We start from the raw sequence: 13027 nt of genomic DNA, 5'->3' as shown, positions 1-13027 counted from the left end.
CCGCCAACATCTCGCATCTCGGTCATGTGCAGATACACGAAAGCTGGGATTGTCATCCCAGCCTACGACAGCAAGCTATGTGATCAATTCGCCGATACACCCGGCCCGATATTCTTCTCTAAAAACGCCTGCACATGGTTGTACATATCCACGAGATTCTTCTCGTTGTAGAAACCATGGCCTTCGTCCGGCTTGGTCAGCCACTCGTATGGTTTGTGCGCAGCGTCCAAGGCGGCACGCATCGCCTTGGCCTGGGCGAAGGGCGCACGCTGGTCTTCTTCACCATGGATCAGCAGCACCGGGACCTCAATCTTGTCGGCCAGCTTGTCCGGTGAATTGGCGGCCAGCTCGCTGGGGTCTTTGCCGATGGCCTGTTCCAGATAGTTCCTGCCGGACTTTCTGTCCTTGATGTCGCCCTTGTCATACATCATCGCCAAGTCGTAAATACCGGCGTAGCCGATGGCACATTTGAACAGGCCGGGTGCGCGGATCACCGTCATCATCGCCGAGTAGCCCCCGAAACTCCCGCCGAATACACAGACGCGCTTCGGGTCGGCGTAATGCTGTGTTTCGGCCCACTTCACGCCATCGATCAGATCCTGTTGGATGCGCGTGCCCCATTTGCCGTAGCCGGCGTCGACAAAATCGGGGCCGCGGCCGCCAGAGCCGCGGAAGTTGACTTGCAACACCAGATAACCACGGCTGGCGAGAAACTGGGCATCTTCGTCGAAGAACCAGCTGTCCTTGATATCGAACGGACCACCATGCGGCAACAACACCATCGGCAAGTCGTTCATCGAGCCACCGGCGGGCACCGTAAGAATGGCTTCGAGCGGCGTGCCGTCACTGGCGTTGAAACGCATGGGTATACGTGCAGCCATCTTGCTGGGGTCGATGCTGGTGTTTTCATCGAACAACTTCTGGATCTTCATGTGCTTCATGTCGAACAGGTAATAGGCGCCGGGATTGCGGTCGCTGCTTACCTCGAACACCAACATGCCGCCGTCTTCGCTCAGGCTGGAAAAATCAACGAACTCCCCGGGAAATTTTTGGCTTAGACCCTGATAGGTACTGGCCAGTGGTTGATTCGCATCAAAGATGACTTCCTTGGGAATGCCAGCAACGGCGGAAGCAGCAAACGGTACGCGTTGTGACGTCCACTGGATGTGGCCGATGCTGCTGAAGTCGTCTTTGGTCAGCAATTTGGCCTGATTGCCATCGGCAGTCGTCTGTATCAGCGACATGGGGCCGCCTTTCGTGCTCGACCATACATACAGATGCTGGCCGTCTTGCGAGAAAGTGATGGGTTCAAAGCGGCTGTCGTCGTTGTCATTGCCAAGCTGTGACCACAGGCTGTTTTGCATGCGGTAGACGACATAGTGGTTGTTTACGTTCAGGCCTTGCGCGTAGCGCACGTGGCCGTCCGGATCAACGGTGAAGTCCATGTCGCCTGCGTTGATTTCGCCGATCAAGTGGCGGACGCCGTTGTCGGCGTTCACGTCATACAGAGCGGTATTTTTCTCGTCGTTCCACATGTATGTCTGCATGTAGAAGTGATCATTGGCTTTGGACGGCCAGCCGGCGACGGTGGCATAGCCATCGTCAGGGCTATGCTCCAGACCGCCGCGTCCTGCCTGCCCCCATTCACGGCTGAACATGGGTTGGACCCGCTTGCCTTCCACGTCAGTGGAGAGGATTTCGCCTAACTGTTCAGGGCGATCGAGGGAACCAAAGAATTGGGCCAATTCAACCACCAGGCGCTCCGGCCCCACCCATTGGATGTCGTAGGGAAGCTGATGCGCGGGCAGGCGTAGCAAGCTCTTCGCGTGGCTCATGTCATTGAGCTTGAGGATCACCACCGCATGGTCTTCCCCTTGCTCCACCGCCACAGCCAGATATTTGCCATCGGGTGAAAGCCGCGGCATCGAATAGCCGCCGTGATGCGCAAAAGCTTCCACCGGTACCCGATCACCCGCCGCCGTTACAGCCACCGGCAACAACACGCAAAACGCCGCCGCAAGGGCGCGCACTCGTCCGTTCCACATATCCATATTCCCCCATAAAAATGTTGTCCTACGCGGCCCGCTCCCCCGAGCGGCCGCGCCGGCCGAGTGTAGCCAAGTGGCCCGGGGTGGGGCAGTGTCCTGACGAGTTCATCGTCGGGCCGCTAAACTGCGCGCTTTGGGCTTATCGGTTACCCCATGACGCAGCCTTTTGTCGTGCACTTCAACCCGATCGCCGTGAAGCTGGGACCGATCCAGGTCCACTGGTACGGTCTGATGTATCTGCTCGGGTTCCTTGGCGGTTGGCTGCTGGGCGAATACCGCCGCAAGCGCGGACGCCTGCCGGTCAGCCGCGATGCGCTGGGCGACCTGATGTTCTACATGATGATGGGCATCATCCTGGGCGGGCGCATCTGGTACATGCTGTTTTATTACGCCGACGGCATTCGCTGGATCTGGACCGAGCCGCTGGCGCTGTTCCGCGTGTGGGATGGCGGCATGAGTTTCCACGGCGGCCTGCTCGGCGTGTTGGCGGCAGGATTGTGGTGGTCGCGCCGGCACAAGCTGCATTTCTTCGACACAGTGGATTTCGTGGCGCCGCTGGTGCCGCTGGGCCTTGGTCTTGGCCGCCTCGGCAACTTCATCAATGGTGAGCTGTGGGGCAAGCCGGGCGACGTGCCGTGGGCGATGATTTTCCCTGGTGCGCGCGACGAAGACGCTGCACTTGCGGCGAGCGATCCGCATCTGGCGCAACTGATGCAGCAGTTCGGCGGTTTGCCGCGGCATCCCTCGCAGCTGTATGAGTTGGCCTTGGAAGGCGTGGTGATGTTCACCGTGTTGTGGCTGGTGTCGATGAAGCCGCGTCCGCGTTATCTGATCTCCGGCTTGTTCGCGTTGATGTACGGCTGCTTTCGCTTTGCGGTGGAATTCGTGCGCGTGCCGGACGTACAGCTCGGTTATCTGGCGTGGGGTTGGCTCACGATGGGCCAGATTCAATCGGTGCCGTTGATCGTGATTGGCATCTTTCTGCTGTGGCTTTCGCGGAAGGCACCCACGTTGCCGCTGGCGACGGCAGAACCCTCGCAGTCGGCGTAGGCTTGTAGCTATGAAACCGTATCTCGATCTGCTTCGCCACGTGCTGGAACATGGCGCCGAAAAAACCGACCGCACCGGCACCGGCACGCGCAGCGTGTTCGGTTGGCAGATGCGCTTCGATCTCAACGAAGGCTTTCCGCTCGTCACCACCAAGAAGCTGCACTTGAAGTCGATCGTGCATGAGCTGATCTGGTTCCTGCAGGGCAATACCAACATCGCCTATCTGAAGGAAAACGGCGTCAGCATCTGGGACGAATGGGCGGATGAACACGGCGATCTCGGCCCGGTGTACGGCAAGCAATGGCGTGCATGGCCGGCGGCAGACGGCCGCGTGGTGGACCAGATTCGCTGGGTGGTGGAAGAAATCAAGCGCAACCCGGATTCGCGTCGCTTGATCGTCAGCGCGTGGAACGTGGGCGAATTGCCGAAGATGGCGTTGATGCCATGCCACGCTTTGTTCCAGTTCTATGTGGCGAACGGCAAGCTGAGTTGCCAGTTGTATCAGCGCTCCGGCGATATTTTCCTCGGCGTGCCGTTCAACATCGCCAGCTATGCCTTGTTGACGCACATGATGGCGCAGGTGTGCGGACTGGGCGTGGGCGATTTCGTGCACACGCTGGGCGATGCGCATCTGTACAACAACCATCTGGAGCAGGCGCGTCTGCAATTGACGCGCGAACCGCGCGCGCTGCCGCGGTTGACGCTCAATCCGCACGTGCAGTCGATTTTCGATTTCCGGTATGAGGACGTGGTGATCGAGGATTACTACCCGCACCCCGCCATCAAGGCCCCTGTGGCGGTGTAGGTTGGGGTGCGAACTCCAACATCGCCATGCCGAACAGGATCGCCATGTTGGGGTTCGCACCCCAACCTACGCGCGGCGTCCTCGCCTTATAATGAGCGGCCGGCCGGGCCAGCCCCGGCCTTTGTGACAGTCACTGCAGTCCCTTTGGAGCATCCATGGCCATTTCGCTGATCGCCGCCCTCGACGAGAACTTTGCTATTGGTCGCAAGGGCCAGCTCCCCTGGCATTTGCCGGACGATCTGAAATGGTTCAAGCAGCTGACCGTCGGCAAGCATGTGTTGATGGGTTACAACACTGCGGTGTCGATCGGAAAGGCACTGCCCGATCGCGTGAACATGGTGTTGTCCAATCGCCATGAGGCGCCGTTCCCCGGCCAGGTGACGGTCCGCTCGATCGAAGAGGCGCAGGCCCGCTCCGACGGTACCGGCCTGATGGTGATCGGCGGTGGCCGGGTGTTCCACGATGCGTTGCCGATGGCGCAGCGCCTTTATCTCACCTGGGTCAGCGCGGCGGTCGATGGCGCCGACACGTTCTTCCCCGGCATCCACTTCACCGATTGGACCGAAGTCAAGCGCACACATCATAAGAAGGATGCGCAGCACAGCTACGACTTCGACATGGTCGAGTACATCCGCACGCAATAAGGCAACAGGTGAGCGCGACCGGCAACATGCTGCATGTGATGGCCGGCGTGCTGCGTGACACCCGGGGCAAGGTGCTGCTGGCGCAGCGCCCGGCGGGCAAGCATCTCGCCGGCTTCTGGGAGTTTCCTGGCGGGAAGCTGGAGCCCGGCGAGGCGCCGCTGCCGGCGCTGGCGCGCGAGCTGCATGAAGAACTCGGCATCCATGTCGAACCGCAGGATGGAGCAGCCCTGATCCGCATCCCGTGGAACTACGGCGAACGCGGCCTGCTGCTGGATGCCTGGCAATTCACGCGTTGGCGGGGCACCTTGGCGCCACAGGAAGGGCAGGCGTTGCAATGGCAATTGCCGGAAGAAGTGGACCTGACCACGCTTGCCCCGGCGGACCGGCCGATTTTGCAGGCGCTGCGCCTGCCGCCGACGTATGCGATCACGCCTGCCGACGTGATGCCGGATCAAGCCGGAACATGGTGTCAGCGCATCGCCGAGGCGATCGAGCGCGGCATTCGGCTGATCCAGTTGCGCCTGCCGCTGTGGTCGGTCGAACAGGTGCGCCAGCTGGCCGAACGCTTGCAGCCGCTGGCGGCAAGCCATCAGGCGAACCTGTTGCTCAATCGCGATATCGACGGCGCACGCCAACTTGGAGCCGGGATCGGCGTGCATGTGACGGCCGCTCAACTGGATGATCTGCAGGAGCGTCCGCTGCCGTGGTCGCAGTTGGTCGGTGCCAGCTGTCACGATGCGGCGCAACTGAGCGTAAGCGTGCATCTGGCCGACTTCGCGACACTTTCACCCGTCGCACCCACCGCCAGCCATCCGGACCTACCGGCCTTGGGCTGGCCGCAGTTTCAGACATTGGCCGAGGCCAGCGCCTTGCCGGTTTATGCGCTGGGCGGGATGGCGCCGGCGCAGGCCGACGAGGCGCGCAAGCACGGCGCGCAGGGTGTCGCGGGTATCCGTTCCTTTTGGTGAATGGCTTGCCGAGCCGTGCAGGCAGCAGTAGCTTGCGTGCATGCGTATCGTCTACCGAGCCCAGAATCTATTCGACGCCCATCTGGTGAAGGATGCGCTGGAGCATGCCGAAGTGCCCGCTTTCATCTCGGGCGAATACCTCACCGGTGGCGTAGGACAGCTGCCCGCCATGGATTACGTGGCAGTGCTGGTGCCGGATTCGAGCGTAGAGGCGGCCGAGCCGATCGTGCGCGAGATCGAGGACGCGCTGGCGGAGGCGAGGCTGGCGATCCGCGAACTGGATGATGACCAGGACAGCCTGGTGCCGGTGACGTAGGTTGGGATGAGCGAACGCGAACCCCAACGTCGCCATGCTTGGCGTGCCGAATGTTGGGGGTTCGCGTTCGCTCGCCCTAACCTATGTCCGCATGCACGGTATGCTACGCAGCGCATCATCCTTGGAGCCCTGCATGACCGAGTTTGCACGTCTGATCCGCGCGGTACCGGATTTCCCGAAACCAGGCGTCACCTTTCGCGACATCACCCCCTTGCTCGCCGATGGCGCTGCGTTTGCCAGTTGCATCGACGCGATGATCGAACCCTGGCTGGATAGCGGCGTGCAGGCGGTATGCGGCGTGGAATCGCGCGGTTTCATTTTTGCCGCGGCGATGGCGCAGAAGCTGAAAGCGGGATTCGTACCCTTGCGCAAGCCGGGCAAGCTGCCGCCGCCGGTGATGCATGCGGATTATCAGCTTGAATACGGCACCGATCGGTTGGAAGCCTGCATTGGCGCCGTGCGCAAGGGCGAACGTGTGTTGTTGGTGGACGATGTGCTTGCGACAGGTGGCACGTTGGGCGCGGCGCGCAATCTGCTGGGTCAGCTGGGTGCCGATTTGGTGGGTGCCTCGGTGGTGATCGAATTGCTGGCCTTGCAGGGCAGGGCGATTTGGCCGCAAGAGATTCCGCTGCATAGCGTGTTGCATTATTGAAGCGACCAACACGCGTAGGTTGGGGTGAGCGGGACGCGAACCCCAACGTGGCGTGATCGGCATGGCGATGTTGGGGTTCGCACCCCAACCTACGTTCATCCCAGCCTACGAGAAGTCGGCGGCCAAAGCTTTGCGCAATGTTTCTGAAAACAGCACGCGTTCACGCATCTCCGCATGCGTGGAGGCAAGCGTCACCATCGCGCCCGCCTTCCATTCCTTGATCATCGCGTCATCCAGTTCAAAACGTAGAAAATGCACCGCCGCGGTTTTCTCTTCCGTGCTGCGATCCATATCCTCATCTGCAATCGCCGTAACTGCGGCATGCCCGGCGACGGTCAACGCGATCCGGTGTTCAATGCCGGTCAAGCGCGCCAATTCGCGTTTGCGCTCATCGACATCTTCATACTCCACGAACAGCGTGGCCTTGAGGTTCTTGCCATCCGGAATGAGCGGGTTGTAAGCCTCCAGTTCTTCGTTGATGCCGCTTGCTTCAAAGATCTTCTCGATCCGCAGCATTTCCTGCACTTGATACTGGATGGTGAGCCGGTCTTCGAACACGAAGGTGAGATGGCCGCCAAGATGGATTTTGCGGTCTTTTTTGTGCGCCATCACGCGGGCGCGAAATTCGCTCCGTTGTGCGGCATAAGCTTCCAGCGAAAGCAGATCGTGGCGCTGCAGTTTGTTCATGGCGGCTGGGGATGATTGTGTGTTCATCAGATGCCGTAGGCTTTGCGTAGCAGGCTCAAGGGATGTTCTGCGGCAGGCGTGTCGTTCAAGCCGTGCGCGATATGGTTGCCGGCCATCGGGCAATCGCTGGTGAAGTGCGTGGCTTCGGCTTGCGCCACGCGGTTTTCCACCGGTTTGGCGAGCTTGCGCGACAACGCATAGGTTTTGTGTTTCACGCCGTAGGTGCCGTCGTGGCCGGAGCAGCGCTCGATGGTGGTGATTTCCGTGTCCGGCACCAGCTGCAAAATCTCGGCGGTCTTCGGGCCAATCTTCTGGACGCGCTGATGGCAAGGCACTTGCCAGGCAACCTTGCCTAGCGATTGCTTGAAATCCATCACCAGCAAACCCGCCTTGTGGCGTTCGGCCAGATATTCGAAGGGATCGAAGAAGCGATCGCGCACCAACGCGACGTCTTCGTCGTCGGGAAACATCAGCGGCAGCTCCTGCTTGAACATCAGTACGCAGGAAGGAATCGCCGCGGTGAAATCCCAACCGTCGCGCGCCATTTTGGCGAGTACGGGGATATTGCGCTCTTTGTATTTGCGTACCGTTTCCAGGTCGCCCAATTCGAACTTGGGCATGCCGCAGCAACTTTCCTGTTCCACCAGCCGCACCGGGATGGCGTTGTGCTTGAGCACGGCGGCAAGATCCTCCACCACGCCCGGCTCGGAGTGGTCGCAATAACAGGTGGTGAAAATGGCGACCTTGCCACGCGTGCGTCCCGCCGGTTTGGCGTCGCCTTCGCCGCTGAGCTTGCGCAAGCGTTTGCGTGCGGTGGGGGTGTGATACGTGGGTACGCGTGCCTGCGCATCCACGCCCATGGTTTTCTCAAGCAGCTTGCGTGCGCTCTTGTTCTTGTTTGCCGCGTTGATGGTTTGCACGACGACCGGAATGGAAGCGAGCTTGCCGACTGCGCGCGTGTTGGAAAGGATGCGTGCCGATATCGGCGCGCCATGTTCGCGGAAATCCACCGCCTTGGCGCGCAGCATCAGGTGCGGAAAATCCACGTTCCACGGATGCGGGGGTACGTAGGGACACTTGGTGAGGTAGCACAGATCACACAGGTAGCACTGCTCGGTGACCTTGGCGTAATCGCTTTTTTTCACCCCGTCGATTTCCATCGACTCGGATTCGTCGATCAGGTCGAACAGCGTGGGAAAGGCGTGACAGAGACTGACGCAGCGGCGGCAGCCGTGGCAGATGTTGAATACGCGTTCGAGTTCGGCATCGAGCGATGCGTGATCCCAGAAGTCGGGATTGAGCCAGTCCAGCGGATGGCGGGTGGGTGCTTCGAGACTGCCTTCGCGCGTGCTGCCGATGGGGTCCGCCATGCGTCATATCTCCCGCGAGTAGGTTGGGGTGCGAACCCCAACATCGCCATGCCAATATGCAAGGCCATGTTGGGGTTCGCACCCCAACCTACGTCGCTAAAGCATCAAAGTTCGTTCAACGCCTTCTGGAAGCGGTTCGCATGCGAGCGCTCCGCTTTCGCCAGCGTCTCGAACCAATCGGCCACTTCGTCGAAACCCTCATCGCGCGCGGTCTTGGCCATGCCCGGGTACATGTCGGTGTATTCGTGGGTTTCACCTGCGATGGCGCTTTGCAGGTTGTCTTTGGTGGGACCGAACGGCTTGCCCGTGGCGGGATCGCCACACTGTTCAAGGTATTCCAGGTGACCGTGCGCGTGGCCTGTTTCGCCCTCGGCGGTGGAGCGGAATACGGTGGAAACGTCGTTGTAGCCTTCCACGTCGGCCTTCGATGCGAAGTAGAGATACCGGCGGTTGGCCATGGATTCGCCGGCGAACGCGTCTTTCAGGTTCTGCTCCGTCTTGGAGCCTTTCAGCTTGCTCATGACATCACCTCGTGGCGTTGGGCTTGAGAGGGCAATGCAAGAGGGGACCTTGCGGTCGATGCCCCGAGCGTAGTCGCGCTTAGGACGAATATGAAATTGATTGTTCTTATGAAGACGATTGATGATAGCTATGGCCGTGCCCGTAGGTTGGAGTGCGAACCCCAACATCGCCATGCCTGCATAGATCCGAAGGTTGGGGTTCGCACCCCAACCTACCCAATCCAAGCCTCTGCCTAGCGCAGGATCGCCGCCGGATCCTGCTTCGACTTCAGCGCCGCACACAGCAACACCTGCTCACGCGTCTGCGCCAAGCCGCGATCCGCACCGGCCAGATCCTTCAGCCGCGGCTTGAAGTACGCATCCAAACGATCCGCTTCCGCCGTGGAACACCCACCGCCACCGGCAAGGCGCGGCACGAAGCCGCTGGCGAAACTGCCGGTACGTCCCAGCACCTGGTCGTAGTGCACCGTGAACCACTGCCACAACGCATCGCGCGCCGCCGGGGTATCGCGGCCGCCGCGCAGGATGGCAGCCATCTCGCCGACCTTCACCTGCTTGCTGAGGGCGAAATCGCGCGCCTCATTCGCCAGCTCCGGCGTGTTGGCAGCGCCGAGTCCAGCCAGCATGCCGTTGCGCAAGGCGGGATCGGTGGTGCGCGGCAGTTCTGCAATCAACGCATCCACCGCCGGCTTGCCGCGTTCCCGCACGGCTACGGCGAGTGCATCACCAAGCAGATCGGGATCGGCCGCGCCAAGGTTCAAGCTGCCATCCGGCTTTTTCGCCAGGGCGGCATCGCCTTGCTTGAGCAATGCCGTGCGTACCTCGGGAATTTTGAAATCCAGTGCCAGCGAGTGCGCGAGCGTGGTGCGCAGCAGGCTGTCGCCATCCGCCTCGCCCGTCTTGCGCTGATAACCGAGTTGCTCCATGCGCGGCAGATAGGCTTTCTTCACCCATTCGACGATGGCGGCGCGCTGCGCATCGGTGGCCGCTTCATGGCGATAGATCCACGCCACCGTATTCAGTGGCGCCACCGCGACTTCGCGTGTTTTCGCGCCGGCCAGCGGCTTGAGCGCAGCGAGCACATCGCCCGCATCCAATTCGCCATGACGGAAACCGGCATCGATGCTGTCGGCGTAGGCAAGCTGTTCCTTGTCGTTCAGCGCGGTGACGTGCTTGGTGAGATCCATCCATGCTGGCTTGGTCATGCTGAAGCGGTAATACCCGCTGGCGTTGGCGTTCGGCATCACCCAGGTAGCGGTGCCGGCATCGGCCAGCACCATTGTGCCCTCGGCTTTGTCGAGCATCTCGCATTGGGTCTTGCTGCCGGCGGCCGTGCCATAGCGCACGCATACCGGGATGCCCCACACCTGCGCGGCATTGCCGGTGCTGCCTACCGGCAGATAGCGGCTCTGACTCATATGCAGCACGGTCTTGCCGCCTTGCTGATCCAGCCGCGTCTGCACGTATGGCACGCCGGCCTGATTGAGGAAGCTGTCGAAGGCCTGATTGAACGCCGGGCCCTGGTTCGCTGCGGTGGCGATCGCACCAATCAAGTCATCGGCCGTGGCATTGCCGAATTTGTGCTTTTGAATGTAGGCGCGCATGCCTTTCTGGAACACATCTTCGCCGACATAACCCTCGAACATGCCGAGCACGGCGGCGCCCTTGCGATAGGTGATACTGTCGAAGGCGGTTTCGATGTCGCCGATGCCGCTGATCGGCTGGCGGATCTTGCGCGCACTGACCAGGCTGTCGTTCTCCATCGCGTTTTCGGCGGCGGTGATGCGCTCCAGATCCGCGCGGTATTCCGGATGCACCTTCATGGTGACCTTCTGCTGCATCCAGGTGGCGAAGGCTTCGTTGAGCCAGAGATCGTCCCACCAGGCCAGCGTCACGGTATCGCCGGTCCACTGGTGCGCCAGTTCGTGCGCAGTGACGTTGAATGAATCGCGTACGTTTTTGGTCGGGGATTGCGGATCGAGCAGCAGAAACCAGTCGCGGAAGGTGACCAGGCCCGGGTTTTCCATCGCGCCTGCGGAAAAATCCGGCGCGGCGAGCAGATCCAGCTTGCCGAACGGATAGCCGAAGCCGTAGTAGTTCTCCAGCGTGTGGATGATGCTCGGTGTTTCGTTCAACACGTGCTGCATGCGATGGCCTTCGCCGTGCGTGGCGATACCGCGCAACGGCAGCGGTTCGCTGCGATAGCTGTCCGGCGCGATGGTGGGGCCGTTGACGACATCCCACGGCCCGATTGCGAAGGCGACCAGATAGGTTGGCAGCGGTTGCGTACGCGCGAAGTGCAGCGTTTTCCAGTTGTCACCGGCTGTCGCTTCACTGGTCTGCTGCGTGTTGGCGACGCCGACGAGATTCGACGGAATGGTCAGCGCAATGTCGTACGGCGTCTTGAAATCCGGCTCGTCAAAACCGGGGAAGGCGAAGCGCGCGCTGACCGGCTCCATTTGCGTCATCGCATACGGTGCGCCGGCATGATTCACCTTGTACAAGCCCTGCAATTGCTGATTGAGTGGCGCGGTGTAGTCGAGCGCGAGCGTCAGCGCCTGCGGTTGCAGCACGCCGCCGAAATCGACGCGCGCCAGGCCTGCCTTCAAGTCAACCGTGACGTACTTGCCTTCATGCTGCTTGCCGCTTGCATCAGTGATTGTCACCTTGCCCACATTCAGATCGCGGCCATCGAGCCAGATGTGATCGGCAGCTTGCTGCAACGCAAGCTTGATCGTGGTGGTGCCGCTGAAATTCTGCTGCGCCGGGTCCACTTTGAAAGCAAGCTGATACGACTCCGGTACCGCCCAGCGCGGCAGCCTGCCATGCGGCACGCCGTCCGCTGGCGTGGCAGCGAAGGCGGCACCGCAACATGCGGCAAGCGCGGTCAGGACGAAGGATTGGGCAAGACGATGCACAGCGGAGCCTCCTACGGCATTCAAAAGCAATCACGCTAGGCAGCGTAGGACGTTTGCCACAGTGCCGAAAGACATATTCCTATGAATTTGGCCGCAGGCACCGCCTAATCTGATTGAAGAATCCATTTACAAGCCAACACATTGATGCCAACACAGCGACTGTCGTCTCCCATGCCGCCCCTTCACGTTGTCGTGCTGGAAGACGATGCCGCGCTGCGTCAGAAGATTTTGCTTCCGGCTTTGAATATGCCTGGGTTCGCGGTGCAAGGTGCTGCTTCCACGGCGGAGCTATATCAGCACATGTTGATGCGTCCCTTCGACATGGTGGTGCTTGGCATGGGCCCTGATGACGATGGAGTCGCCGTGACGCGGCAACTGCGAGCGATGTCGGACATCGGCATTGTCATACTGGCTGATGACACGGATCGAACGCGTCACACGCATGCATTGCGCGCAGGGGCAGACGTCTGCCTGGCCAAACCCGTTGATGTGCAGATGCTGTTGGCGGCATTGCAAAGCCTGGCACGCCGCCTGATGCCGCGCACATCGCGTGTTCTGGTCAAAGACGATGCTGCCGCCGGACACGGCTGGCGGCTGGACGCGGGCGGTTGGCGATTGGTGTCGCCGCATGGTAAAGCTGTGCTGCTGACCTCCGCAGAACAATGCGTCGTAAACCTGCTCGCGCGGGAACGAGACCAGCCTGTGTCACGTGAAGTACTGATCCGCGCCCTGAACCGTCGTGCCGAAGAGTTCGATCCACATCGTCTCGAAATGCTGGTGCATCGTCTGCGCAGAAAGGCGCAGGCGCAGACGGGCGAACACTTGCCGTTGCTTACGGCGCGCGGCGTGGGTTATCTGCTGGCATGCGAGTTGGATGATTCGGCAGCTTGATCGGCTTATCGCTATGAAAGCCTGCGATGTAAGAGACCACAGGTTCCCTAACCGTTGACAGTCAACGGTCATTCAACGCGCTGCCGATATCGCGTCACTTTGTCAGATAACCACCCATCCTGTTGGTCGTAACAGGTGTATGAAACCGCCGGGTGAA

At 60.8% G+C, this 13027-nt stretch carries 12 protein-coding genes; 7 read left to right on the top strand and 5 right to left on the bottom strand.

The window, feature by feature from the left end; translation table 11 throughout:
* Positions 1 to 83: 83 nt before the first annotated feature.
* Positions 84 to 2045 (bottom strand): S9 family peptidase, encoded by a 1962-nt coding sequence (locus VJR68_RS17200; RefSeq protein WP_324149753.1) that lies wholly within the window; start codon positions 2043 to 2045, stop codon positions 84 to 86.
* A gap of 156 nt (positions 2046 to 2201) precedes the next feature.
* Here VJR68_RS17200 and lgt point away from each other — a divergent pair, with 156 nt between their 5' ends.
* The 6 genes from lgt to VJR68_RS17170 all read left to right on the top strand — a co-directional run bounded on the left by lgt (position 2202) and on the right by VJR68_RS17170 (position 6483).
* Positions 2202 to 3098 carry a prolipoprotein diacylglyceryl transferase gene (gene lgt / locus VJR68_RS17195; RefSeq protein WP_324149752.1) on the top strand — a complete coding sequence of 299 codons (897 nt, stop codon included), beginning with the start codon at positions 2202 to 2204 and terminating at the stop codon, positions 3096 to 3098.
* A 10-nt stretch (positions 3099 to 3108) separates the two neighbouring features.
* Positions 3109 to 3903, top strand: coding sequence for a thymidylate synthase (locus VJR68_RS17190; protein ID WP_324149750.1), 795 nt, complete (start codon positions 3109 to 3111; stop codon positions 3901 to 3903).
* Positions 3904 to 4058: 155 nt separating this feature from the next.
* Positions 4059 to 4547: a dihydrofolate reductase gene (locus VJR68_RS17185; RefSeq protein ID WP_324149749.1), complete on the top strand. Its 489-nt coding sequence runs from the start codon at positions 4059 to 4061 to the stop codon at positions 4545 to 4547.
* A gap of 8 nt (positions 4548 to 4555) precedes the next feature.
* Positions 4556 to 5515 (top strand): Nudix family hydrolase, encoded by a 960-nt coding sequence (locus tag VJR68_RS17180; protein WP_324149748.1) that lies wholly within the window; start codon positions 4556 to 4558, stop codon positions 5513 to 5515.
* Between the two features lie 40 nt (positions 5516 to 5555).
* Positions 5556 to 5831, top strand: a complete 276-nt coding sequence (locus tag VJR68_RS17175; RefSeq protein ID WP_324149747.1) for a DUF2007 domain-containing protein — start codon at positions 5556 to 5558, stop codon at positions 5829 to 5831.
* 91 nt (positions 5832 to 5922) lie between these two features.
* On the top strand, positions 5923 to 6483 hold the full coding sequence (locus VJR68_RS17170; RefSeq protein ID WP_414647810.1) for an adenine phosphoribosyltransferase: 561 nt from the start codon (positions 5923 to 5925) through the stop codon (positions 6481 to 6483).
* A 105-nt stretch (positions 6484 to 6588) separates the two neighbouring features.
* On the opposite strand, the gene VJR68_RS17165 is transcribed toward VJR68_RS17170, so the two are convergent.
* The 4 genes from VJR68_RS17165 to VJR68_RS17150 all read right to left on the bottom strand — a co-directional run bounded on the left by VJR68_RS17165 (position 6589) and on the right by VJR68_RS17150 (position 11979).
* Positions 6589 to 7170: a DUF3501 family protein gene (locus VJR68_RS17165; protein WP_324149745.1), complete on the bottom strand. Its 582-nt coding sequence runs from the start codon at positions 7168 to 7170 to the stop codon at positions 6589 to 6591.
* Positions 7171 to 7196: 26 nt separating this feature from the next.
* Positions 7197 to 8540: a heterodisulfide reductase-related iron-sulfur binding cluster gene (locus VJR68_RS17160; protein WP_324149743.1), complete on the bottom strand. Its 1344-nt coding sequence runs from the start codon at positions 8538 to 8540 to the stop codon at positions 7197 to 7199.
* Positions 8541 to 8644: 104 nt separating this feature from the next.
* A complete protein-coding gene (locus VJR68_RS17155) occupies positions 8645 to 9061 on the bottom strand; it encodes a rubrerythrin family protein (RefSeq protein WP_324149742.1) in 417 nt (138 codons plus the stop codon).
* A gap of 233 nt (positions 9062 to 9294) precedes the next feature.
* Complete coding sequence (locus VJR68_RS17150; protein ID WP_324149741.1) at positions 9295 to 11979, bottom strand: M1 family metallopeptidase; 2685 nt, start codon at positions 11977 to 11979, stop codon at positions 9295 to 9297.
* A gap of 171 nt (positions 11980 to 12150) precedes the next feature.
* On the opposite strand from VJR68_RS17150, the gene VJR68_RS17145 reads away from it, so the two are divergent.
* Positions 12151 to 12870, top strand: coding sequence for a response regulator transcription factor (locus VJR68_RS17145; protein WP_324149740.1), 720 nt, complete (start codon positions 12151 to 12153; stop codon positions 12868 to 12870).
* Positions 12871 to 13027 lie beyond the last annotated feature (157 nt).

Origin of the sequence: Dyella sp., assembly GCF_035277725.1 — a bacterium.
Classification (GTDB): Bacteria; Pseudomonadota; Gammaproteobacteria; order Xanthomonadales; family Rhodanobacteraceae; genus Dyella_B.
This window is presented reverse-complemented; position numbering and strand designations above follow the sequence as displayed.